This window comes from Peribacillus sp. BM1, assembly GCF_056679975.1.
On the sequence record NZ_CM155259.1, the window covers coordinates 37,887 to 61,120 of the forward strand.

At 38.2% G+C, this 23,234-nt stretch carries 25 protein-coding genes; 7 read left to right on the top strand and 18 right to left on the bottom strand.

Annotation, left to right across the window (positions count from 1 at the left end; translation table 11 throughout):
• Positions 1 to 59: 59 nt before the first annotated feature.
• The 4 genes from AC1MGI_RS00200 to AC1MGI_RS00215 all read right to left on the bottom strand — a co-directional run bounded on the left by AC1MGI_RS00200 (position 60) and on the right by AC1MGI_RS00215 (position 3,268).
• Positions 60 to 449 (bottom strand): sporulation protein, encoded by a 390-nt coding sequence (locus AC1MGI_RS00200; RefSeq protein WP_480347629.1) that lies wholly within the window; start codon positions 447 to 449, stop codon positions 60 to 62.
• 21 nt (positions 450 to 470) lie between these two features.
• Complete coding sequence (locus AC1MGI_RS00205) at positions 471 to 596, bottom strand: FbpB family small basic protein (RefSeq protein ID WP_253722338.1); 126 nt, start codon at positions 594 to 596, stop codon at positions 471 to 473.
• 387 nt (positions 597 to 983) lie between these two features.
• Positions 984 to 2,387: an amino acid permease gene (locus AC1MGI_RS00210; RefSeq protein ID WP_480347631.1), complete on the bottom strand. Its 1,404-nt coding sequence runs from the start codon at positions 2,385 to 2,387 to the stop codon at positions 984 to 986.
• Between the two features lie 524 nt (positions 2,388 to 2,911).
• Positions 2,912 to 3,268 (bottom strand): winged helix-turn-helix transcriptional regulator, encoded by a 357-nt coding sequence (locus tag AC1MGI_RS00215; protein WP_253722334.1) that lies wholly within the window; start codon positions 3,266 to 3,268, stop codon positions 2,912 to 2,914.
• A 137-nt stretch (positions 3,269 to 3,405) separates the two neighbouring features.
• Between AC1MGI_RS00215 and AC1MGI_RS00220 the strand changes: the two genes are divergently transcribed.
• Positions 3,406 to 4,035, top strand: coding sequence for a nitroreductase family protein (locus tag AC1MGI_RS00220; protein ID WP_480347633.1), 630 nt, complete (start codon positions 3,406 to 3,408; stop codon positions 4,033 to 4,035).
• Between the two features lie 185 nt (positions 4,036 to 4,220).
• On the opposite strand, the gene tnpB is transcribed toward AC1MGI_RS00220, so the two are convergent.
• The 13 genes from tnpB to AC1MGI_RS00285 all read right to left on the bottom strand — a co-directional run bounded on the left by tnpB (position 4,221) and on the right by AC1MGI_RS00285 (position 16,265).
• Positions 4,221 to 5,396 (bottom strand): IS200/IS605 family element RNA-guided endonuclease TnpB, encoded by a 1,176-nt coding sequence (tnpB, locus tag AC1MGI_RS00225; protein ID WP_480347635.1) that lies wholly within the window; start codon positions 5,394 to 5,396, stop codon positions 4,221 to 4,223.
• Positions 5,397 to 5,514: 118 nt separating this feature from the next.
• Positions 5,515 to 6,084, bottom strand: coding sequence for an N-acetyltransferase family protein (locus AC1MGI_RS00230; RefSeq protein ID WP_480347637.1), 570 nt, complete (start codon positions 6,082 to 6,084; stop codon positions 5,515 to 5,517).
• A gap of 161 nt (positions 6,085 to 6,245) precedes the next feature.
• Complete coding sequence (fabF, locus tag AC1MGI_RS00235) at positions 6,246 to 7,490, bottom strand: beta-ketoacyl-ACP synthase II (protein ID WP_480347639.1); 1,245 nt, start codon at positions 7,488 to 7,490, stop codon at positions 6,246 to 6,248.
• On the bottom strand, positions 7,487 to 8,029 hold the full coding sequence (locus AC1MGI_RS00240; protein ID WP_480347641.1) for a TetR/AcrR family transcriptional regulator: 543 nt from the start codon (positions 8,027 to 8,029) through the stop codon (positions 7,487 to 7,489). The genes fabF and AC1MGI_RS00240 overlap by 4 nt, the downstream gene beginning before the upstream one ends.
• A 241-nt stretch (positions 8,030 to 8,270) precedes the next feature.
• The gene (locus tag AC1MGI_RS00245) at positions 8,271 to 8,702 is read right to left on the bottom strand and encodes an OsmC family protein (RefSeq protein WP_480347643.1); all 432 of its coding nucleotides are present in this window, start codon (positions 8,700 to 8,702) and stop codon (positions 8,271 to 8,273) included.
• A 13-nt stretch (positions 8,703 to 8,715) separates the two neighbouring features.
• Positions 8,716 to 9,465: an amino acid ABC transporter ATP-binding protein gene (locus AC1MGI_RS00250; RefSeq protein WP_480347645.1), complete on the bottom strand. Its 750-nt coding sequence runs from the start codon at positions 9,463 to 9,465 to the stop codon at positions 8,716 to 8,718.
• 14 nt (positions 9,466 to 9,479) lie between these two features.
• The gene (locus AC1MGI_RS00255; RefSeq protein ID WP_400628878.1) at positions 9,480 to 10,124 is read right to left on the bottom strand and encodes an amino acid ABC transporter permease; all 645 of its coding nucleotides are present in this window, start codon (positions 10,122 to 10,124) and stop codon (positions 9,480 to 9,482) included.
• A 22-nt stretch (positions 10,125 to 10,146) separates the two neighbouring features.
• The gene (locus AC1MGI_RS00260; protein ID WP_480349897.1) at positions 10,147 to 10,914 is read right to left on the bottom strand and encodes a transporter substrate-binding domain-containing protein; all 768 of its coding nucleotides are present in this window, start codon (positions 10,912 to 10,914) and stop codon (positions 10,147 to 10,149) included.
• A 67-nt stretch (positions 10,915 to 10,981) separates the two neighbouring features.
• Entirely contained in the window at positions 10,982 to 11,605 is a 624-nt protein-coding gene (locus tag AC1MGI_RS00265) for a TetR/AcrR family transcriptional regulator (protein WP_480347647.1), read from the bottom strand.
• Between the two features lie 464 nt (positions 11,606 to 12,069).
• The gene (locus AC1MGI_RS00270; protein ID WP_480347649.1) at positions 12,070 to 12,828 is read right to left on the bottom strand and encodes a PHP domain-containing protein; all 759 of its coding nucleotides are present in this window, start codon (positions 12,826 to 12,828) and stop codon (positions 12,070 to 12,072) included.
• Positions 12,829 to 12,844: 16 nt separating this feature from the next.
• Entirely contained in the window at positions 12,845 to 13,663 is an 819-nt protein-coding gene (locus tag AC1MGI_RS00275; RefSeq protein ID WP_480349898.1) for an energy-coupling factor transporter transmembrane component T family protein, read from the bottom strand.
• Positions 13,644 to 15,374 (bottom strand): ABC transporter ATP-binding protein, encoded by a 1,731-nt coding sequence (locus AC1MGI_RS00280; protein WP_480347651.1) that lies wholly within the window; start codon positions 15,372 to 15,374, stop codon positions 13,644 to 13,646. Before AC1MGI_RS00280 ends, AC1MGI_RS00275 begins: the two co-directional genes overlap by 20 nt.
• Positions 15,375 to 16,265, bottom strand: coding sequence for a DUF8171 family membrane protein (locus tag AC1MGI_RS00285; RefSeq protein ID WP_480347653.1), 891 nt, complete (start codon positions 16,263 to 16,265; stop codon positions 15,375 to 15,377).
• 180 nt (positions 16,266 to 16,445) lie between these two features.
• Between AC1MGI_RS00285 and AC1MGI_RS00290 the strand changes: the two genes are divergently transcribed.
• The 3 genes from AC1MGI_RS00290 (at position 16,446) to AC1MGI_RS00300 (ending at position 18,675) form a co-directional block, all read left to right on the top strand.
• The gene (locus AC1MGI_RS00290) at positions 16,446 to 17,273 is read left to right on the top strand and encodes a MurR/RpiR family transcriptional regulator (RefSeq protein WP_480347655.1); all 828 of its coding nucleotides are present in this window, start codon (positions 16,446 to 16,448) and stop codon (positions 17,271 to 17,273) included.
• A gap of 188 nt (positions 17,274 to 17,461) precedes the next feature.
• A complete protein-coding gene (locus AC1MGI_RS00295) occupies positions 17,462 to 18,124 on the top strand; it encodes a lysozyme family protein (protein ID WP_480347658.1) in 663 nt (220 codons plus the stop codon).
• Positions 18,125 to 18,468: 344 nt separating this feature from the next.
• Positions 18,469 to 18,675 carry a hypothetical protein gene (locus AC1MGI_RS00300; RefSeq protein WP_480347659.1) on the top strand — a complete coding sequence of 69 codons (207 nt, stop codon included), beginning with the start codon at positions 18,469 to 18,471 and terminating at the stop codon, positions 18,673 to 18,675.
• Between the two features lie 226 nt (positions 18,676 to 18,901).
• Here AC1MGI_RS00300 and AC1MGI_RS00305 read toward each other — a convergent pair whose 3' ends face one another.
• Positions 18,902 to 19,492: a phosphatase PAP2 family protein gene (locus tag AC1MGI_RS00305; protein ID WP_480347661.1), complete on the bottom strand. Its 591-nt coding sequence runs from the start codon at positions 19,490 to 19,492 to the stop codon at positions 18,902 to 18,904.
• A gap of 603 nt (positions 19,493 to 20,095) precedes the next feature.
• On the opposite strand from AC1MGI_RS00305, the gene AC1MGI_RS00310 reads away from it, so the two are divergent.
• The 3 genes from AC1MGI_RS00310 (at position 20,096) to AC1MGI_RS00320 (ending at position 22,933) form a co-directional block, all read left to right on the top strand.
• Positions 20,096 to 21,574, top strand: coding sequence for an MFS transporter (locus AC1MGI_RS00310; protein WP_480347663.1), 1,479 nt, complete (start codon positions 20,096 to 20,098; stop codon positions 21,572 to 21,574).
• Positions 21,575 to 21,866: 292 nt separating this feature from the next.
• Positions 21,867 to 22,271, top strand: a complete 405-nt coding sequence (locus AC1MGI_RS00315; RefSeq protein WP_480347665.1) for a CidA/LrgA family protein — start codon at positions 21,867 to 21,869, stop codon at positions 22,269 to 22,271.
• Positions 22,241 to 22,933: an LrgB family protein gene (locus tag AC1MGI_RS00320; protein ID WP_480347667.1), complete on the top strand. Its 693-nt coding sequence runs from the start codon at positions 22,241 to 22,243 to the stop codon at positions 22,931 to 22,933. The genes AC1MGI_RS00315 and AC1MGI_RS00320 overlap by 31 nt, the downstream gene beginning before the upstream one ends.
• Positions 22,934 to 23,234 lie beyond the last annotated feature (301 nt).

The window sequence follows — 23,234 nt, forward strand, 5'->3', positions numbered from 1 at the left end:
TCTTCGGTATCAAAGAGATGGTATCAATATGGGATTCTTCCTTCTACATCCCACTACTTTTAAATAATCTGAATAAGATCCGAATCTTTGCTGGTCATCCCTTTATCAAAAGTTAGCCTTGTTTTAAATTGATAATCCATTCCTTTAGGTGAAGGAAAAGCTGGCAGCTGAAAGAAAAACGGGATTTCGTTTACTTCTTCTGCGGCAATATCTCTTGAAGACAAGATCATCGTTGTATCGATTACGGTCTCTGTACCTCTGACATAATCGAACATGACCAAATCACACTCAATTCGTTTCATTTGTTGTTTTATCGTACCACCTTTTATCAAGAAATACCCCTGAATAGATTCTCCAGGATGATATATTTCTTTAGGTAAGATAAGATCAATTTGCGCTGAACCGATCCCTAATAGTGACATCGATTTTCTTAGTATCAAAGAATGCACTCCTTCATTTTTTATATCGATTTATTTAGAATTAGAATATTTTTCATCCATTTGCTTTTCAATTTTTTCAAGTTTTGCTACATCTTTAAGAATGGCTTCTCTATTTTTTCTAATTAACTCCGTTAATGATTGGACTCTTTTTTTCACTAGATTCTCACCTCTATTCATTTTTTCATCACTAGATGAATCGCTTAGTTGAATTGAAAACAAAAAACCTTTACCGGAAAGGTAAAGGTTTTTGAATACGTATAAAGACCTTTACCAATAGGTAAGGTCTGGCTAACAACGTTATGTTGCCAACAAAGCCGAGAGTGTAACACTCCGTAATGACGACCTTGCTGTAAAAGCTACTCCCCTTAGGAGAAACTATTCAACTGTATATAGCTATTTTAAAATAAAGTCTTATAGTTTGTCAATTTTTTATATCCGTAAAGATTACAAACTGACTCAATAAGTACATTCTTAAAGTAAAGGGAATGAATAATATCTTAGCAAGAAAATCTCACAGCTATTAAACTCATTACTATACAGTTCTTACAACTCCTTTACTGCAGCAACTGGTTTAACCCATTTATAGAAAAATAGACTGCTCAGTAGCAGAACAATTCCCATTGAGAAGGTTTTCAGGTCGGCTGTTCCTGCGTAGATCACCCAGATAGAGTAAAGTAATGCAAAAGTAGCAATGATACCATCTGCGATTCTTCCTTTCCCATCTGCATATGTGTCACCTGTTATTACCAATTTCAACTGAAAAAGCGATGAGATCAGATAAGGGACTAAATAAGAAAGGGTCGCAACAACGATCATAAACTGAAAGGCCGCTGAAATCGAACTCGAAATGGTTGAAAAAATGAACAGTTGCCCAACTGCATTCGTGACAATCATCGAGAAAACAGGCATACCGTTTTTATTCGTTTTCAAGAATTGAGGCATAAACATGCCTTGCTTTGCAGCTTGATAAGGTACTTCTGCACTGAGCATAATCCAACCAATCGTCGAACCGAAAAAGCTGACCAATCCGATAGCAGCGAGAATTTTTCCACCAACCGGTCCCGTTACGGTTGAGAAAGCATCTATCAATGGCTTTTCGGATGTGACTAATTGATCATGTGGTAATAAGCCCATAACAAGCGTACTGATGCCGATATAGATGGCAAGCGCAATGAATAATCCCAATACAGTGGCACGCTTCACATCGACTTGTCGTTTTGCACGTGATCCGAAGACAACCGCTGATTCAACTCCAATAAACGCCCAAAGAGTTATCACAGCTGCACTATTCACTTGTCCAAGTAAGCTAACTGACTGGCCGAACTCATTAACAGTTGGTGCGACAAATGGCATAATATTGGCTTTTTCGAAGGCAAATAAACCAATCACAATAAACAAAAAGAAACTTACTACCTTTGCTGCCGTTGCAATAAAGTTTATTTTACCAGCTCGATTAGCTCCTTGTAGTACGATGAAATGAACACCCCATAACAGAACCGTACATACGATAAAGGTTAACGCATTTCCAACCTTTAACGTAAAATCACCAAAAGTGAAGAATTCCGCCTGGCTTACTAAAATCGGGAAGAAGGTCGATAAATAGCCGGCAAACGATGTAATGACCGCAATATTTCCGATTAGGCTCCCAATCCAATATCCCCAAGTTGACATAAATCCTGATAAAGTTGACATCTTGCTACCAGACTTAAATAATTCCTTCGCATAAAGCTGCGGTCCGCCTGTTAAATGCGGTTTTCTAAGCGAAAGATTTCCAAATACTAATGCAAGGATCAGTACACCAAATCCGGTTACAAGCCAAGCCGATACAACTCCGAGGGGACTTGCCACTGAGCGTAAGGATCCAGGCAACATAAAGATCCCCGTACCAACCATATTTCCAACGACAAGCGCCGTTAATATCCAAAACCCAAGTTTTTTCGTACTCATGTAAGATCTCCTTTTCTAAGTTGTTTGATTGCATTGTAAGGAGACGATTTCTTGTCAATTATATGCAAAACGAATGAGATATTTATTCAATAACTTGTATTAATATAAAAGCAGCCACAACAAAAGTCAATAGAATAACCGACCTTCAGAATTGGGTGAAAAATGAGTTAAGTATCGTTTATCTGCCAAAGAAGCAACTTAGTGTTAAACGCTACAATTTTATTTGAAGGAAGGCTTAATAAAATAGGCAAACTAACTAAAATAAAGTGGCAAAGTGCAACAGCAATTTTATAGATTTCTACTCAAACTCCAGTTGAGCTTGTCATTCAATTGGTAACGCTGTTTTAAGTTAACAAAGCATCGCCCCTGTGTCCTTCCTAAGAAAAAGAGTCACAGATAAAAGCGGCTTTCTCCAATTAAACAAGGGCTCAATATTGTTGCCCTTTGATTAGAAACAATTTTAACATCATATAATGTAATTTCTAGACACATCAAAAACAGAATTCCCGCTTTGAGAACCCTGCCTAGTCATTTTCTATCTTATTCTGAAGTGCTTCACGCAATCCAATCCAGTCTCTTACCGCAATAATGACTTCCTGTAAAGCTAGACCGCTCGGCGTTAGTTCATATTCCACCTTCTTCACGGACGATTCTAGGAAGTTTTTCGTGACGAGTCCCTCTTTGACCAATTCATTCAGTCGTTCTGTTAGGAGTCTATCAGAAATTCCAGGAATACTGGCGACAATTTCGTAATAACGCTTCGGTCCAGACATTAATGTATAAATGATTACACCCATCCATCTTCTACCAATAAATTCAATCGTATCGTGAAAATTACTGCAGACATGTGATGAATTCTTGCAATTGTATGGCTGATTCAATAAAATAAGCCCCCATTCGAATTTTCTATCTTTAATCATAGCACGAAACTTTATGGTTGACGCATCAAACTTACTAATGGTAAGTTATATTCAACAACTTATCATTAGTAAGTTTATATACCCAGGAGGCAACGACAATGACTACATCAACAAGCTCAAAATTATATGATCTAATGACTGCAAGGAAATCTGTAAGAGTATACGATCCTAATTTTCAAATAACAAAAGAAGAAATTGAGGACATGTTGAAGCAAGCAACAACAGCACCATCATCAAGTAACCTGCAACCTTGGAGCTTTCTTGTCATTCAAGATCAAGACGTAAAGAAAGAACTAAGAGCAATCGCATTTAACCAAGCACAAGTCGAATCTTCATCTGCAGTTATTGCCATTTTGGGTAATAGCGACATGTATAAAAAAGTAGATCAAATATATACACAAAATGTAGCAGAAGGCCATATGGATGAGTCAACCAAAGAGCTAATGATTGCAAATACGAATGCTACTTATCCGAAAGCTTCAAAAGATGCAAGAATGAATATCGCGGCTTTCGATGCTGGACTTGTTTCTATGCAATTGATGCTGATCGCTAAGGAAAAAGGGTATGATACAGTACCAATGGGCGGCTTCGATAAAGCGAAATTCACAGAAAGATTCGAGCTTCCAGAACACATCTTCCCAATTGTTCTAATCGCTTTAGGGAAAGCAGCTACGCCAGCACACGGATCTTCCCGCCTGCCATTAGAAGAGGTTGCAAAATTCATTTAATTCTAGCCTTTCCATTCCTAACGAAACCGCTAGACAAATCAGCGGTTTCGTTTTTAGGTTAAGTGATGTTGAATCGCACATTTTGAATTTAACTACAACCTTTTGAACTACCCCCCACTTAATTTTCTAACGAAAATTTGAAGTGGGGGATTCCTAAGAACACCAATCTATCGATCAGTTATGGGTTAGGCGATCCCCGTAGTCCCTACGGTTAGAAGTCTTACAGCTTCGTTTTTAAGATTTTTCCCTGCGTTTATATCTCGATCATGATAGGTATGACACTCTGGGCATTCCCATTCACGCAATCCAAGATTTTTAACGTCTTCATTTTTATAGCCACAACATGAACAAAGTTGACTGGAAGGGAAGTTTTTTGCAACCGTTACGACTTGTTTCCCGTACCATCTCGCCTTGTATTCAATCATACTTTTGAATTGTGACCATGATACTTCAATAATGGCTTTGGCAAGATGATGATTTTTAAGCAGATTAGATACTGACAAATCTTCCATCCCAATCATGTCGTGGTTTTCGACAATCTTAGTGGAAATTTTATCTAAGTAATTTTTTCGCGCATTTGCCATTTTTTCGTGGATACGTGCTACTTTGATTTTAGCTTTGTACCAATTCGAACCACCTATTGTCCGTCTACTCATAATTTTTTGTGCTTTTGCTAGTTTTTCTTCTAAGGTGCGGAAAAATTTTGGATTCGAGTAGATCGTTCCATCTGAAAGAATCGCAAAATCTTTGATGCCCAAATCGATCCCTACTGCTGACTCTGTTTTAGGTAACTCTGATACTTCTGATTCGGTTGCTAAGGACACGAAGTATTTACCAGAAGGGGTTCGTCTAATGGTAGCACTAAGAATGCGTCCTTCTACCTCACGACTTTTAGCAAAACGAACAAGCCCCAGTTTAGGTACCTTTATTTTGTTTTCAATAACAGCGATATTTCCGTTCGTATGCTTTGTTGTGTAAGATTGAACAGGGTTCTTTTTAGACTTAAATCGTGGTTGTTTATTCTGCTTTCTGTAATAACGATCATAGGCATCACTTAGATTTTCAACAGATTTTTGTAAGGCAATACTGTCTACTTCTTTTAAAAAAGGATAGTGTTGCTTTAATTCAGGAAGGTATTTAACTGTTTCGTATTGATTCAAGTATGTACCTTTCCAATCATTAGAAGGAAGTTGTCCATTTTGTTTCATTTCTTCCACGACGTACCAATAGAGATCTTTTTCTTTTTGTTTACCAAGAAAGAAGTTAAACACGAAACGTGAACAACCTATCGTTTTATTGATTAGTATGGCTTGATCTGTGTTTGGATAGATGCGAAATTTATAGGCCTTATTAACTAACATACGATTCACCTCCTATTTACATTTTACCATTAATTATACAATAAAACAAACATACGTTCTGTTCTAGGTCAAAAAAACAGCAAATAAAGGGGCCATTAGGCTAACGCCTAACCGAAATTCATCTCCCCCTTATCGTTGGGTTACACCCTTTACACGATTGAAGAGGGAGTCTTCTTTCGGGAAATGATAAAAATAAAACCATATGCTCCTCATCTAAGTATACAACGCCTAGTTTCAGTGCTTTTTCTTCGCGACCAAACACCTTGAAACCGAGATTGCTATATAGCTTTTTAGCACCTTCATTGCTTGCAACGACTGATAAGTTCAATTTTTCAATTCCCCAAACATTTCTCGCAAAGTTTATGGCCTCACTCATCAAAGCTTTTCCCACCCCAAGACCTTGTTGATTCTTTTTAACGAACATGCTAAAAATATCTGCTCGGTGCCGCTGCTTTTCGCGCATTTCTTGAACAAGTGTCACAATACCAACCAGTTCACCATCTATAAAGGCACCAAAAGTATAACTTCCTTCTGCTTCAAGTCTATCTTTAGCTTCCTGAATCGGATCTTCTTTCGCAATTGCCTCCTCATAACTTGTAGCAAATGCTTCGGGAAATGCCTGAAATGCTTCTAAACGTAACGTCCAATATTTTTCTGCATCTGCTGCATGCAATTTACGTATTTCCAACTGTCCAACCTCCTCATTAAGAAGAACTTGTAAGTGATATGTCCATTAATCACAAAATAAAGGTAAGCAAACATATTATGCATACCTAATATGTGCCTACCTTTATTGATTTATAAATTTTGAGTATAAAATGGACCTATTTCACTCAGAACTCTCATTTATTACCGTTCATTTTCCGTAAACTTCTTAAACACTAGCACGGCATTATGTCCACCAAATCCAAAGCCGTTAGAAAGAGCATAATTTACTATTTCTTCTACAGCTTGATTCGGAATGTAATTTAGATCGCACTCTTCGTCCGGCTCTTCATAGTTAATTGTTGGAGGTAAAATCCCTTCCTGGATACTTTTCACTGTGATGACACCTTCTACACCGCCAGCTGCGCCGAACAGATGACCTGTCATGGATTTAGTAGAGCTGACTTTTAGCTTGTAGGCATGTTCACCAAATACATGCTTAATCGCATTCGTTTCAGACTTGTCCCCTTCCGGTGTGCTCGTTCCGTGTGCATTGATGTAATCAATTTGTTCTGGATCGATTTGTGCCATCTGTATTGCTTTTTCCATTGCTTTAGCAGCACCTAAGTAATCAGGAGAAGTAATATGATGCGCATCTGTCGAGGATCCGTATCCTACAATTTCTCCTAAAATTACAGCGCCTCTCTTTTTGGCATGCTCATATTCTTCAAGCATTAACACACCTGCACCTTCAGACATAACGAAACCGTCGCGTCCCTTATCAAACGGTCTGCTTGCCTTTTCGGGTTCTTCATTTCGGGTGGACATCGCACGCATACGTGAAAATCCTGCAAATGACAGTGGATTTATCGTCGCTTCAGCGCCACCAGCAAGTATCGCATCTGAATAACCATGATGGATGTTCAAAAAAGCCTCGCCAATCGCCTGATTACCAGTCGCACAAGCAGATACCGGTGAGAAACTTGGACCAGCAAACCCAGTTTTGATGGCAATGATTCCTGAGGCCATATTACTAATCATCATCGGTACCATAAATGGTGACACTCTTCTTGGCCCTTTTTCTAGCAACGCCTTATGATTCTCAAGCGTCGTATCAATCCCGCCAATACCTGAACCGACGTACACACCGTACCGGTCATTCGTCTCTGTCTCCAAAACCAATCCTGACTGATCAAGCGCTTGCTTTGCTGCAGCATATCCATATTGAATAAATCTATCGTATCTGCCGATTTCCTTATTATCTAAGTACGACTCTGGCGCAAAATCGTCAATATATCCGCCAATTTGTGTGTTAATCCCAGCAAATTCGTCTGATGTGATTTTCTTTATTCCTGATTTACCTTCTTTTATATGATTCCAAAATGTATCTACATCATTTCCTAAAGGGGATACGACCCCATACCCTGTTACAACAACTCTTCGACTCATTGCAATATCTCCTCCAATTGATAACTTATTGTCTCCATTATTTCCCCACCAACTGCTCGTCTATACTGCAACGCGCCTTTCATAGCGGATAATAATAGGATTGCCTTGGCTTCATTTTTATTTATGTCTTTATGTACGTCTTGAAGTAATTCAGCTACACAGCCTAATTCTTTTTTCGTTACATCTTGAACAGATTGCTTGAGGTTTTCAGGTAAGTACGGAAAATCCGCTTGAAATGCTGAAATCGGACAAATCTCATCTACATCAATGTGAGAAATCCTCATTCTAAAAAACTCCATTGGCTTTTCTTTCGGATCAATATGCATACCATTAATGGCCAATATCATTTGATCCAGCCCATTTTCAATTCTGTCACAAATAGCAAGCCCTAAACTCTCTTTTTTTTCAAAGTGGTAGTGAATACTTGCTTTCGTCAAACCAAGCTCTTTTGATAGATGATCATAGCTGAAAGATAGATAACCTCTCTTTTTTATATGCACTAATGCCCTTTCAATGATTTGTTCTTTTCTATTTTCCATATTTATACCCTAACTTACTACTAAGTAAGTGTCAACGTTAGAGAACATTATTTGACATCAATATTCATTGAATACATCTGAATAATATGCTATTTGTTTAAGACAGAAATAGTGAGTTTCCCTTAGTTTGATCGATATTACAATCTGCACGAAAACACCGACCTATTATTTGGACGGTGTTTTCGTATTTTATTTATCGAAGCTAAAATGAATCTCGGTTATATTTTCACACAAAAAGGAGTTATGCTTTTACAGGACGCTCCTGCTTTTCGCCATTCAACACAAGATGGAAGATAATATCTGCTTTCAATGAATTCGATACTGAACAGTATTTCTCTTTACCAAGGTCGATCGCTCGCCACACTCGTTTGCTGTCGACAGTTCCATTAATGGTAAACGTGACGTTAATCGTTGTAAATGCTTTTGGCATTTCTTCTTCTCTTGTGCCATCTGTTTCGATTTCCAGTGTATCTACTTCAGATAAATATGGTCTTAGGATCATCGTAACATCAATCCCGATGCAACCAGCAAGAGACGCGAGCAACATTTCAGTTGGCGTAACGCCTTTCCCTTCCCCAAAGTATTTTTCTGTTGCATCCATTTTCACTTCGTATCCTGAATCGCCGACTGCTGTGAAGGCGCGTTGTCCTGTCCATTTCGTTAGTACTTTCATGCTGATCCCTCTTTCAATTAGTGACTTCTTCCATTTTCAAAAACTTTCGTGCTCGTTCTGTTTTTGGCCGGCTAAAGAATTCTTCTGATGTTCCTTCTTCCACAATCACGCCATCAGCCATAAACACAATTCGGTCGGCAACTTCACGCGCAAACTCCATTTCGTGCGTCACAATAACCATTGTCATACCTGTATGAGCGAGCTCTTTAATAACAGCCAGAACCTCATCCACTAATTCTGGGTCAAGAGCAGAAGTTGGCTCATCAAAAAGCATAAGATCCGGTTCCATCGCTAGTGCTCTTGCAATGGCTACCCTTTGCTGTTGTCCGCCAGAGAGTCTTTGCGGATATTGATCTTTCTTTTCAAATAATCCAACTCGCTTAAGCAGGTTTTCCCCTAAAATAATTGCTTTCTCTTTCGGGATTTTTTTGACAATAAGTAATGCTTCTACGACGTTTTGCAGCACGGTTTTATGTGGGTATAGATTGAATTGTTGAAAGACCATTCCAGTATGTAGTCGAATTTGACGAATTTGTTTGTTTCGTTCTCTTGGCGATTGCTTCGCATCCACTTCAATTTCGCCTACTTGGATCCTGCCGCCTGACAATTCCTCTAACCCATTAAAACAACGCAACAAAGTACTTTTCCCTGAACCACTTGGACCAAGAATAGCGACTACTTCACCTGTCTCTATAGACAAATTGATTTCTTTTAATACTTCAAGTCCTGAAAAACTCTTTGATAGATCATTTGTTTTTATCATAGGGATCACCATACTTATTCATAAATTGATAGCCGTTTCTCGATTCGCTCTAAAATGAAGGAAAATCCCGTACTAAGGATCCAATACATCACCGCAATGGCTAGATAAAACGGCATGTACACATAATACTGCGCAATTAAAAGCTGCGCCGAGCGAAGCAATTCGGTGACAGTAATAACGGATACGAGCGATGTTTCCTTCAGCATCCCGATGAAGGTATTTCCTGCTGGCGGTATCGCAATTCGAATCGCTTGTGGTAGAATGATTCTCTTCATAGTTTGGATCGGTGTCATTCCCGATGCATATGCGGCCTCATATTGTCCCTTTGGAATCGCTTGTATCGCACCACGCAATGTTTCTGATAAATAAGCACCAATGCTAATACTTAACGCAATATATGCGGCAGTCAACGGTTTAAGGTTTAAGCCATAATCCGCTAATCCATAATAAATAATGATAATCTGCACAAGTGTTGGCGTTCCTCGAATAATCGATACATAAGCACGCGCCAACCATCTAATTGGCCGGTTTCCTTTCAGTCTCGCGATTGCAACAATAACCGCAAGAATCGATCCGAAAAACATCGATACAATGGTGATAAGGAGTGTATAATAGGCTCCTTGTAATAAAAATGGCAAATTAGACCATATAATATCCATTTACTTATCCAGCCCTTCCTTTTTACTCAGCTGGTTCTTCATTAAACCACTTCATATAAATATTTTTATACGTTCCGTCTGCTTTCATTTCTGCTAAAATTCTGTCCAGCTCTTTTAGGAATGGTTCATTTCCTTTGCGAACAGCGATACCTGCTTGATCAGACTTCACCGGTTCGCCCACCGTTTTAATTTTAAAACCATTCTTCTCAACGATCGGTTTAATGGCATACATGTTATTAATCGTTGCATCAATTCTGCCTGTATCCAAATCCTTCAGTGATGTAATCACATCATCATACGTTTTGATTGTAAAATCGCCTACTTTTGGCATTAACTCTGTACGAAGATAGGTCTCGTCATTTGTTCCTAACCCGACGCCAATATTCTTCCCTTTAAAATCATCAACAGACTTGATCGTATTATTCGCTTCTTGAACAATGACCTTTACGTGATTTGTAATATACGGCTTTGTAAAATCCATTTGTTTCTTCCGCTCATCCGTAATCGTCATTTGGCTGATTACAACATCAAACTTATTCGTTTTCAGTCCCGCAATCATTCCCGAGAATTCTTGAGCGACAAACTCAGCCTCTACCCCTAAACGTTTCGCAACTTCCTTGGCAATGTCTACATCGAAACCGTCCATTTCTTTGTTTTCATTTAAGAAATTATAGGGCTGATACGTTCCCATGACACCCACCCGTAATGTGCCTCGATCCTTCACCTCTTGAAGTAATTCTTTTTTCCCATTGCTGGCGTTATCCTTTGTACCGCATGCACTTACTATCATCACGATAGCCACTAGAAAAATCAGTAGGGACACTATGCGCTTTTTCAATTTCGATTCACTCCTTCTCTTATATGCCTAACAGTCCATGGAACTCGAACTTCACCAATTCCTTTGCTAAGTCATTTGCTGATTGTTCCTTTACTGCTGATTCGTATGTAACAGGGCCGAATAGCCATCTCGCGAGCATCCCTTCCATTAAGCTCATTAATAACGCCGCTTGAATCGTTGGATCTTTTTCTGGCAAAATCCCTAAATCCATTGCCCGCTTTACGTTATTCTTGAATGCTTCTTCAATTTTTATACGAGTTTCCAAAATTAAATGCTTGATGGACTCTTCACTATCGATTCCTTTAATAATTAATTCCATCAAATATCGATTATCCTTAGAAAAGGTAAATAAATCCTCAAATAATTTTTCAGAAGAGGCCACTGCATCGGCTACAGTACCTGGAGTTGTCCGATATCCTTTAGAAACAACTGCAAGAATCTGTGCTTGTCCGCTTTGAATAATCTCCAGCGCTATACTTTCCTTGCTTTTGAAATACCAATAAAAGGTCCCTTGAGCAATTCCCGCTTCGCGCACAATATCTGCTATCTTTGTCTTGTGATAACCATTCATAGCAAACAACTGAATGGCGATCGCAATCAATTGCTCTCTTCGATCCATAGACTTCTCATTTTCTGTAATCACAATTCCTCCTCTCGATTGATCAGTCAGTCGATACACCTTATCGTATAAAATCTCTCATAATTCGTCAATTAATTGAACCTGTTTGGTAGGAATTAAACATTTTAACAATGCAAGATTAAGTGAATGAACCAGTTCTTTCACCAAGTTCTCAGACTATTCCTGTGACTACGATTAAAGCATACAAATCATCCGATGCTTGCTCCTCTTCTCCGCAAAAAGTTCGAGTGCCCTGTACAGAAGGGTAAGTATACGAGCCCTATTGAGTTTTCTCAATTCAGGATATTGAAAAGGTGGAACAGTGAAGAATAGATTATAGATTAGATAATTCATCCTAATCATGGGAGAATAAAGCCAGAAGCATACTACAAGTCAGGGTTTACCAGTCATCTTACGAATTCCCCCCCTGATTTATGGCCAACATAAAAAAACACCTTAGACAGCATGCACTGTCATAAGGTGTCATTTTATATGTCGTATACGAGCTCTTCTTTCATCTTCTTCTTCACAATTGTCGCCGCATGAACTCTTGTGTGCAGAACAGGCGAAATCTCGCTCGTAAAGCTGCGTGTTCGAATTGCTTGCTTTATCTCTTCCACTGTTTCACATTCTGGAAGTTTGTTTTTTACAACGCCTATATGAATGGGGTGGTGGGAGTCACTACCACAAACAACAGGTACATCACACATATCGGCAAATTCATAGACCGCGAACTTCATTGCTTCCACCCCATGCTCATGCATATCTTTTCCATTTAAGTCAAACGCATCAAAGCGCCTTAACACTTCCTCTGGATGCTGGTGTAAAGGTGTGGATTCTCTTAGCGGGTGAGCTCCAATCTTCAAAGCACCATATTTATCAGCCAAGTTCAAAAGCTCGGTGATGGGTAAAAACGTCTTTTCTGTCGTATGGTCACTCAGTTGATTACGGATTTTGAGAATCGATTCTTTATTTGCCAAGAACAGCAAATGCCCAATTTCCTGTGCATCGACTTCCATTCCTGTGAATACTTTGAATCCATTTACATCATAATAATCATGTTTATACTGAAAATGCTCATCAAGCGTTTCATAGATTTCATAGAAATTCTTCGTATTAAAGTGTTCTGTCAAAGCAAGCGCCGTCAATCCGCTTTCTTTTGCATTTACAATCACTTCTTTAAAAAATTCAAGATCAAAGTCCACTCGTTTTGCTAATTTCCCATGTGTATGAAAGTCAATAATCATACTTAACTCCCCCTTCTTATAATGGATAAAACATTCCTATATTAATGATACAAATCGTAATGACTGATGTGATTGCGACAAACTGATAATCGTATTTGTTCATTTTTAACGATTTAAGCTTTAATTTCTTTGCTAAATCATTTTCCTCTGAATAACTAAACCCTCTAATTTCTAAAGCCTCAACGGTGGTCCGAGTTCGTTTAGCTGTATTGAGCATCATCGGGTAAAAAGCAAGAACACTTATTTTCAGAAAATAGACGATGTAGCGCCAATACAGGATTCCTTTCTTAGCAGGCATCTTTCCACGTAATCGAAATGACTGGATAATACTTTGATATTCTTCGATTAAGATAGGAAGCATACGGTATCCATAAGAAACGCCGAAGCTGAATTTACCCGGAACACCAAAGCTTAAGAGTGCATCACTGAATTTTTCAGGATCCATGCTTGTAAAAACTGCCATACTGGATAGCGAGATAATCATGATTTTTATAGTAAGCGGAATGACTGCAAGGAGCGCCGTAAATGTTCCTCCAAGAAAAAGCGCCACAAAAATCAAGTACGTAAACTGTGATATCACGCCAATAATCAACAGCACGATCAATAGTGGGCTAACTCTAGCCATATAAGCAAGCACCCCCATTAACACAGCCAGCCCAATTAGAATGGTCATATTATGAATAAACCAAGGAACTGTTGTGAAGAACAGGGACCAAACGATTAGCATTCTCGGGTCAAGCTTTGAAAGGACCGTTTCCTCCGTCCCATAAGCTGTTCTCATTAACTCAATCTTAATGTTCTCGACTGAAAGCTTACTAAAGAGCTTTTGAAACACATTCAACTCTTCCACCTCCAACACCCACTTGTTTTACACGAGACAAAAACTCTTCAGTCGTAATCGCTGCTGGATACATGTTCACCTCTTTGGACAAGGCTACAATCTGCGGAGCGACAAGAGATGCCTCGCGCAACAAGGATGGATTCGAAAATAATGTATGCGGTGTTGCATCATCGAGAATTATGCCACCCTTTAGTACAATCACTCGGCTCGCCCATTCTGCGACTAATTCCATATCATGTGTGGCAACAATTGCTGTTTTCACAAAACCATTCAAATTATTCAACATCTTCATCATATCCTTACGCGTCGCAATATCAAGGCTTGCTGTTGGCTCATCTAGAAGTACAATCGACGGTTTCATCGCAATACCGATTGCAAGACTCGCTCTTCGTTGTTGTCCGCCGCTTAATAACCGACCGTCCCTCTCCCTCAGCTCCTCTAAATGGAAGCGTTGAATAATTTCTTCAATGAACTCCCTGCGATCTGCAATCTTTCTCGCTTTCAAAAAATAATCAATATCTTTATAGATAGAATCCTCGATAAACATTTCTTCCGGGTTTTGATAAATATAAGCGACCTTTTCAGCAAGCTGTTCCATGCTAAGCTTCGATGTGGATTGTCCATCCACTAACATTGCCCCACCTTGTGGCTTCACAAGACCGGAAATCATCTTTAATAGAGTTGACTTCCCAGCACCATTGCTACCAACTAGTGCAATCTTCTCTCCTTCATAACAAGTCAGCGAAAGCTTTTTTATAATCGGTTTTCGCTTTCGGGTAATCGTTTTGTAGCCATATTCAACCTCGTCCATGGAGATGGTCTCCACGTCTTTGACTTGTGGTACTTGTGAAGAAAATAAGTGAGACCCAGGTAAAATTTCATACTTCCCTTCGATTTCTGCTTTCGCTTCCTGAACCGTTATTGGAAATAGCTTAGGTTTTTGCTCTCGTTTTAGCTGGAACATCGCTTGTGTGACCTGAGGAGGATGAATATTCTTATCCATCAATTCCTTCACTAAAGATAAGCCACGCTTAACCGGTTTCTTCCATAGAACAGAGCCTTGCTCCATCATGATGACACTTGAACAATAATTCGCAATGAACTCTGTATGGTGTTCAATCACGATAATCGTTTTGTTATACTCTTCATTCAACATCTTAAGCTTGTCATATAATTCAATAGCATGTGCCGGATCTAGCTGTGCGACTGGCTCATCAATAATCAAGATTTCCGGGCTTAGCGATAATGCTCCAGCTAACGCAACTAAATGCTTCTGCCCACCGCTCAACTGCCATATATGTTCCTTCTCCAAATGGCTCAATCCAAGAATCCGTAACGCTTCCCTCCCGCGTTCCATATAATCAGGGTATCCGAAATTCAGGGGTGAAAAGATGGCTTCATCCAAAACAGTCGGACGCACAAGCTGATTTTCAAAATCTTGATACACATACGCCACCTTCTTAGACAAGGCTGCCACGCTTGTAGTAACTGCATTCAAGCCGTCGACCATAACCGTTCCTTCGAAATCACCTACATAATAAGATGGTATTAACCCATTTAACGTTTTACAAAGTGTCGACTTGCCAGCTCCATTTCCACCAATGATTGCTGTAAATTCACCCTGTTCAATGTCTACACTTGCTTCTTTCAACACCCAACTTTCAGAACCAGGGTAACGAAACGAAACAGAGTTAATCGAAATCATTTACAACACCCTTTTGTTTGATTCTATTTTCGCTTCTACTTGCTGCTTGTTTGAAAAAATCTTCTTAACTATATACAGCACAAGACCGAGAACAATCAGACCTGCTGAAATACCGATCCATTCATAGCCATTTTCGAACTGTAATAGAAAGTCTGGCGTCCAAAATGCAAAGTTCAAATCCATTTCCGCCATAAATTCAGCAATCATTGAAACAAATCCTAGTACAATCACTATGGTGATTAAACCAGGTTTGACGAACTCTGACATCGATGCATTTACTCGTTTTTCGCGTGGTTTCATTCCAAGTAGAGGTTCAATCTTTCCATACAATCGTGGAACAAGAATCAGCGTTGGAATAACGCCAAATAGTACACCTGTAATAACCATTTCATTCACAAAGCTAACGGCTTCTAACAAGACAATACTTTCAGGAAGTCCCGGGACTGTATCAAACCCTTCAATTCCAATCCAGACCTTCGTAATATCAACAACCGAACTTAAGATCTGATCAATTCCGACACCTACTAGAGCTGCGATTGTAAGCTGTACCTTGTTTAAGGGATTTTTCACAATCAACCCTGCCACATACATGCCCACCGTCAATTGAATAAATCCTTCTAACTCACCAATACCGCTGAAATCACCCATCAATAAATCAGCGAAAATAATCTTCCCCACCGAAGCACCGAGCGCTGCGTACAGCGGATGAAACAATACACAAAGAATAAGCGGAATAAAAGCGAAATACGAAACAGAAAACTCAATCGGCCCAATTTCATTTGAAGGTAAAATTTCTGTGATCATCTTAGATAAACCGAATAAAGCCATTGATAAAACAAACACCATCATTTTCTGAGACTGTGTTAACTTTCTCTCTACGTTTAATTTCATTTTCCCTTCCTCCTCCACAACTTACTTTCAAACTTAATAGTAAGAAAATTTTGTTAAGTGCATATTAATTGATTGTAAAAATTACATTTATAGTGAAATGTAATTTATTTTTCATTTTTGATGGTAAAATAGACATATGGAATCTTAAGTCTTTCTTTCAAACTAGGAGGAATGTACAAAATGAATATAGAGAGTACGAAGAACTTAACGAAGAAACAACAGATTATTGCAGATTATATAACGAAGCAAGCGGACTCCCTTCCCTTTATGACGGAAAAAGACATCTCCACAGCAACAGGAGTCAGTATTGCTACCGTTTCACGCTTTTGGGAGGCGATCGGCCATGAAAGTTTTAAAGCATATAAGAAGCAGCTAAAAAAAGATGCCATCATCACACCAGCTAGTAAAATGAAAACAGCTCTAGAGAAATATGAACAAACAAGAGTTGGGCATATGCTAAGGGCGGGTGTCTATTACTTAGAAGAAACAAGCAAACACATGGATAATCACAGCTTTTACGAGTCAGTTGAGAGAATAGTTGCAAGTGATACCATTCATTTATATGGCTCAGGATCTGCAGAATGCTTGACAACTTTGCTTCAATTCCGCCTAAAACGCTTTGGCATGAGTGTTCAAACCATGGCAAAAAGCGGGCATGAATTATTTGAAGATCTTGTACACTGCCAAGAAACAGACATCATCATCATCTTCGGTTTTGTACAGTCTTCACCAGAAATTCGAACACTTTTTAACTATGCTAGAAAAAAAGGCTGTCAAACGATACTAATTACAGATTTGCTTGTCTCGCCTATGATTGAAGAGGCGACATACACCTTTTTCACCGAAAGAGGCGAAATGCGGGAATTTCACTCGATGGTCGCCGCTATTGCATTTATCGAAAGCATGATTATCGCAATAGGAAAACAAATGGGAGAAGTAGCGTTAACTAAATTACACGAGTTACAGACATTGAGGAAAGTTTATGCGGGAGAATTACCGAAAAATTAAGTCACATCAAAACTATTTTAAAAAGTCTATTTTTCAAAGTTGAAAGCTGCGTGAATGATTATTGAAAAATAGGGGAATAACGCAATGTTAGTTCAATCAATAGATTCGCATACTACTATTTTCAGATAGTCACCCTTTCATTTATTTGATAAACTGAAAGTACATAGATGAAATGATGAGGAGAAGAAATGAAACGAAAACGGAAAATATCTAAAGCCTTTTTCGTCATGTTTGCGCTACTTTTTGCGATCCTACTGATTAAGCAGGTCATCTTAGTTCCGCATCCGGAAAAGGCATCGACATCCATGATTCAACCGGACCCCTTTGCGTCTGTAAAGAAATACAGTACAATCCTTCACGATGAACTGGCCCAATATAACTTGCAAGACTATACAGTCGTACTTATTGCAGTTATGCAACAAGAAAGCCGCGGTAAGGGTGGAGATCCGATGCAATCTTCAGAATCTGCTGGACTTGCCCCCAATACAATCACTGATCCTAAGGAAAGCATTCAATATGGCGTTAAGCATTTTCAGCGCGTTGTTACTTATGGTAAAGAAAAGAATGTAGATTTCCAGACCATCATTCAGTCCTATAATATGGGCATGGGCTATATCAATTACATCGCGGAAAATGGCGGAAAGCATAGTGAGGAACTAGCGAAGAAATTCTCAAAGATCCAAGTAGATAAAAATCCTATCCTGTACAATTGCGGCGGAAATAAAGACAATTTCCGCTACCCATATTGCTACGGTGATTTCTCCTATAGCGCAAAAATAACAAAAAATATTGAAGCGTTAGCAGATAGTATCCCTGCACTTGTTAGCGAAAAACACCCAGATGCTTTTTAAATCTCGGTGTTTTTTCAATTATCACAAGGATAATACTTCTTTTTTTATATTTTCCCCTTACCAATTATCATCTATGTACAATATTCCAAGGGGAATTATATAAATAACGGAAAATAGCGGAAACTTTTCTAGTCCTAAATCATTAACTTGTGAAGCGATCACCCTACTGGAGAATTCCTGAAATTTAAGTCCATAAACATTACCAGCATTATCAAACACCTACAAGCAAATATTAGATTATGAAAGGCATGTGCTTTTCAAATAGCTAATGAGGAGTGTTTAAACTGAATAATCGGATCCCTACTCTTTTTAATAGTAGAAAAAGAAGAAGGAACAATAGAGGAATGATGTGGGCATCTATGTTAGGTCTGGGTATTAGTGCCGCCGCTTATGGATTAAAAAGAAATCGAAACAAAAATATGCTGATTCCGATTCAAAACTTAATGAATAATTTTCGGGCGCGAAATAATAGTCAAATGCCAAAAATGGCGAATGTAACAGAGTTTTCAAAGGAATTAGTACCTTACAAAGATCCATTTGCAAACAAATAGATTTTCTTTTTGCTTTAGAATGAGGATGTCGTGGCAAAGGATTTGATCACTCACTCTATACACAGTTCATTGTGGTACTTACGCTGAATTTGAACTGTATAGGGTTGTTGTGGGATCTGATCCTTTTCATCCTCTTATGTAAATAAAGAAATTTGTTAAGCTTTATTCATAGTCACTTCTCCTAATCCGGTAAACCTATACGCGACTTCCTAATTGCGATGAATGACTACTCCACCCAAGTTTTCTTTCTTCTTGCTTCACTTTTTAATCTCTGGAATATCCATATGGCGATGGCCAGCCAGCAGCTACTTGCGAAATAGCCACCGATAATATCGCTTGGATAATGTACCCCTAGATAAATCCTACTTACACCAATCATGAGAATGAATAGACTGCTGAACATAATTAGAGTAACGCGTCCCAAACCGGTAGGAATATGACGCCATAATAGAAACGAAAGAATCCCATAAACAGCAAAAGCACTCATCGCATGACCACTTGGAAAACTAAAGCCCTCAACCTCAATCAAGCGATGAAAATCTGGACGGGCACGTTGGAAAACGAATTTCAGGACCTGATTTAAAAGCGGCGTTCCAATCATGACCACAATAAATAACAATAATTCGATTCGATGTTTTAATACTTTATCCAGAAGAATTAATGCAATGAGAGATATCACCAACACGACTGGCAACGAACCAATAAATGTAAAAATTTTCATAATCGAAGTTACCACCGATGACTCAAATCCTCGAATAAAGGAAATAGCGCTTTGATCAAATTGAACAATCCTTTTCCCACTGATTAGGATCGCCATAACACAGAATCCTATAAGCGAGAACAAACTTATTAGAAAAACAATCAAAAAATGTCCGTTTTGTTTCATGTTGAAAACACCCCAAATTCATGATAGTTCTTAACTGTCCGAACTTTCTATTTAGAAGAATTATACGATAAGAGTAGACAATTAACAGTACCTTTCGGAAAAACACGGTCTGCCTTACTATCCCCTTATATTCTTCAATCATGTTTGCACAGACTTGTGTTTTCAATAGCTTGGGCAACATAATTATAACTCTCCCACTGATTGTTAATCCCGTTCTAGCATGCACCCACTATTTTGTGATAGTAGATCGATTCATTGCTCCCATTAAACGGCTGTTTCTTCAACCAGAATCAATAGGCTTATCGAAAAAAAAAACAAAATTATTTTTTTTAAAAAAACATCTTGCTATTTAAAGCGCTTACATTTATTATTTAGTTAATAAATAGTTAGTTTATCAAACGAATAAATTATTTTGCATACATATCAACTGAACATGAGAAATAATTATTTCGTTAGATAATTTTTTTGATTTAAATTTTCTAAAAATTCTGTTAACCGAAAGATTCTACATCAAAATCAAAGGGGGTAATTTTAATGTCAAGTACTACAATGCAAGGTGGTCCCAAATACAACTCGTCGAAGTTATGGCAAATTGGTTTTTTTACATTAAATAACACATCAACAAATCTCCAAATGTTCTTGTTAGGGTTTGTCACGTATTATGCAACCGGAATTGCTGGACTCGCTGTTATGGTAATAAGTACGGTTTTAATGGCCACGCGCCTATTTGATGGTATTATTGATCCTACTATTGGCTATATTATCGATAAAACAGAATCCAGGTTCGGAAAATTTAGACCATTAATTATTATAGGATATCTCATTTCAGTAGCTACCATATTAATTGTATACAATGTAACTCATTTATTACCGGAATCCCTTCAATTAATTTTCTTTGTTGCAATGTTAGTAGTCAATAAAATTGGTTATTCACTTCAATGTAGTGTGACGAAAGCAGCGCAAACTGTTTTGACAAATGATCCAAAGCAACGACCACTTTATGCTATATTTGACGGAATTTTTAATGTAGGAGTGTTTACTGGCGGGCAAATTTTCGTTTCCTCTTATCTGATTGCAAAACATGGTGGATTTAATATGCCATTGTTTACTGAATTAAATTCTTATGGACTTATTCTTTCAGGCATATTTGCTATTTTAGCAATGGTGGGCATTTGGGCGAAAGATCGTAAAGAATTTTATGGCTTGGCTGAGGATACGACAAAAACAAGCCTTCGTGATTATTGGCCAATTATTAAAGGGAACAGACCATTGCAAATGCTCTCTCTTTCCGCTTCTTTTGACAAACTTGCAACTAGTTTGCTCAGACATTCAGTCGTAGTCGTCATGTTATTTGGTATTTTACTAGGAGATTATGCACTAAGTGGTACAATCGGATTAATTACACTAATACCACAACTTTTGATAACATTCATAGTGGTTTCAGTTGCAAGAAAATCAGGATTAAAAAATTCATATGTTAAATCGGCTTGGATCGGTATGCTGTCATTTATTGGTCTGATTGCGCTATTCTTGATCATTGACGATCCGACAACGATATCCCTTAGTAATATCGGGATAACCACTATATTGTTTTTAGTTTTATATTCATTAGGTCTTGGCTTTGGTGGCATTCCAACTACTCTTGTCGTTCCGATGATTGCCGATGTTTCTGACTATGAAACGGCTAAATCAGGTCGTTATGTCCCTGGCATGATGGGTACAATCTTCTCATTTATTGATCAATTAGTTTCATCTTTAGCTCCGGTGATCGTTGGTGCTGTAGTGGGCATGATCGGATATAGTTCAGAATTCCCGCAAGTTGGCGAAGCATTAACTACCCCTTTATTTGCAGTAACATTACTATTAGCATTCGGTTTACCAGCACTTGGCTTGGTCGTGTCAATCATTGCAATGAAATTCTATAAATTAGATAGTAAGAGAATGGAAGAAATTCAAAAAGAGATTGCAGAAATTAAAGAAAAAACTACTAAGAAAGAGTCTATTGTCTCTTGAAGTAAGGAATCTACACAACTTGGAGTTAAAAAATATAAGTACAATAAATCACGTTCAGTAATAAGGTTGTCTCGTAGAAATACGAGACAATTTTTATTTTTGTAGAAAAATTTTTCAATTGATAAAAACCTCGTTCATCCTGACTATTCGAACCTCAAACATGCCACATTTATCTTCTGAGCCATTAAACTATACATTGACACATATAATTATAGTTGTATCATAGTATGGTAAGTTTATAAGTTTTCATTCAAAGAGAGGTGGAAAGCTGTTCAAAACTGCAGCTAGATACATGAAAATCATAAAAATCATCATCCAGATTGCGATTCTTTATGCCTTTTCCTTTATCGGAGGTGTTTTGCATGACTTTTTTAATCTTCCAATTCCAGGAAGTATCATTGGTATGCTCTTGTTATTGGTTGGTTTGTCTTTAAAAATTATCCCGCTACAATTTATTGAAGCTGGAGTTGGATTTTTATTAAAATTTTTATCCTTGTTATTTATTCCAGCCATGTTGGGGATCATGAATTATCCTTCTTTGGTTTCGTTTCAAGGTGTACTATTAATTGTCATTACTGTCATAAGTACGATGATAACGATGGGGGCAGCTGGAATGATAAGTCAATATCTTGAAAAGCGGGCACAAATAAGAAAGGAGAAAAAGAAATGCAGCAAACACTATTCGCAATCATTGTAATCATATTAACAATTACCGCATATATTCTCATGAATCAGCTATATATACGCTTTTCTTACCCACTTCTCCTGCCTGTTTTGACAACAACAATCATCTTAATCATTCTACTTACCCTCTTTCATATTCCCTATTCGAGCTATATGATTGGCGGACAGTGGATTCAATCCCTTCTAGGGCCTGCTGTAGTAGCACTTGCCTATCCTTTATACAAACAGCGCCATATCGTCGTGAGCTATTGGTTCCCCATTATAAGTGGCGTATTCGTCGGCTTAATTACTGGTATGATCAGTGTTCTCCTATTCGCGCATGTTTTAGGAATCGACCAAACACTTATATTATCCATGTTACCTAAATCTCTTACTACCCCAGTAGCTCTCCAAGTTTCAGAAGTACTTGGCGGTATTCCTCCCATGACGACTGTCTTCGTCATGATTGCAGGATTCACTGGCGTCATCTTAGGTCCGACCTTCATGAAACGACTGCGAATTAACAGTTCATTAGGAAAAGGTATTGCCTTTGGTAGTGCTTCCCATGCTTTAGGCACAGCAAAATCCGCTGAATATGGTGAATTTACTTTGTCCATGAGTTCCGTTTCCATGACATTAAGTGCCATACTAGGATCGATTATCGGACCAATCGTCGCTTGGCTCATCACAATTTAAATGATCTACCTGAAGTCACAGCAATATAGGAAGAATCAAGATTTATTGTATAAGGCGGAACGTCAGGAAAATACAGCTTTACTAGATTAAGAATAATCTAGTTTTAATAAATCCCAATCTCTCAGTACCATAAATGAGAGATTGGGATTTATTGTTTACGCAATTGCATCCAATTGTGGAATTTTGTAAAATGCGAAAGTACGTCTCCTCAGTTATTTCACTTCCATTCCTTTGTGTAATGATGTATCAAATGAATAGATTATAGCAATTAGGAATATTTCCGGGACAACCATCATAGGTA

Excerpts from the sequence above, each read along its gene's own strand:
- AC1MGI_RS00210 (WP_480347631.1), bottom strand. The coding sequence starts at position 2,387 with ATGAGTACGAAAAAACTTGGGTTTTGGATATTAACGGCGCTTGTCGTT.
- AC1MGI_RS00220 (WP_480347633.1), top strand. The coding sequence starts at position 3,406 with ATGACTACATCAACAAGCTCAAAATTATATGATCTAATGACTGCAAGG.
- tnpB (WP_480347635.1), bottom strand. The coding sequence starts at position 5,396 with ATGTTAGTTAATAAGGCCTATAAATTTCGCATCTATCCAAACACAGAT.
- fabF (WP_480347639.1), bottom strand. The coding sequence starts at position 7,490 with ATGAGTCGAAGAGTTGTTGTAACAGGGTATGGGGTCGTATCCCCTTTA.
- AC1MGI_RS00240 (WP_480347641.1), bottom strand. The coding sequence starts at position 8,029 with ATGGAAAATAGAAAAGAACAAATCATTGAAAGGGCATTAGTGCATATA.
- AC1MGI_RS00245 (WP_480347643.1), bottom strand. The coding sequence starts at position 8,702 with ATGAAAGTACTAACGAAATGGACAGGACAACGCGCCTTCACAGCAGTC.
- AC1MGI_RS00250 (WP_480347645.1), bottom strand. The coding sequence starts at position 9,465 with ATGATAAAAACAAATGATCTATCAAAGAGTTTTTCAGGACTTGAAGTA.
- AC1MGI_RS00255 (WP_400628878.1), bottom strand. The coding sequence starts at position 10,124 with ATGGATATTATATGGTCTAATTTGCCATTTTTATTACAAGGAGCCTAT.
- AC1MGI_RS00260 (WP_480349897.1), bottom strand. The coding sequence starts at position 10,914 with ATGATAGTAAGTGCATGCGGTACAAAGGATAACGCCAGCAATGGGAAA.
- AC1MGI_RS00270 (WP_480347649.1), bottom strand. The coding sequence starts at position 12,828 with ATGATTATTGACTTTCATACACATGGGAAATTAGCAAAACGAGTGGAC.
- AC1MGI_RS00280 (WP_480347651.1), bottom strand. The coding sequence starts at position 15,374 with ATGATTTCGATTAACTCTGTTTCGTTTCGTTACCCTGGTTCTGAAAGT.
- AC1MGI_RS00285 (WP_480347653.1), bottom strand. The coding sequence starts at position 16,265 with ATGAAATTAAACGTAGAGAGAAAGTTAACACAGTCTCAGAAAATGATG.
- AC1MGI_RS00290 (WP_480347655.1), top strand. The coding sequence starts at position 16,446 with ATGAATATAGAGAGTACGAAGAACTTAACGAAGAAACAACAGATTATT.
- AC1MGI_RS00295 (WP_480347658.1), top strand. The coding sequence starts at position 17,462 with ATGAAACGAAAACGGAAAATATCTAAAGCCTTTTTCGTCATGTTTGCG.
- AC1MGI_RS00300 (WP_480347659.1), top strand. The coding sequence starts at position 18,469 with ATGATGTGGGCATCTATGTTAGGTCTGGGTATTAGTGCCGCCGCTTAT.
- AC1MGI_RS00305 (WP_480347661.1), bottom strand. The coding sequence starts at position 19,492 with ATGGCGATCCTAATCAGTGGGAAAAGGATTGTTCAATTTGATCAAAGC.
- AC1MGI_RS00310 (WP_480347663.1), top strand. The coding sequence starts at position 20,096 with ATGTCAAGTACTACAATGCAAGGTGGTCCCAAATACAACTCGTCGAAG.
- AC1MGI_RS00315 (WP_480347665.1), top strand. The coding sequence starts at position 21,867 with ATGAAAATCATAAAAATCATCATCCAGATTGCGATTCTTTATGCCTTT.
- AC1MGI_RS00320 (WP_480347667.1), top strand. The coding sequence starts at position 22,241 with ATGCAGCAAACACTATTCGCAATCATTGTAATCATATTAACAATTACC.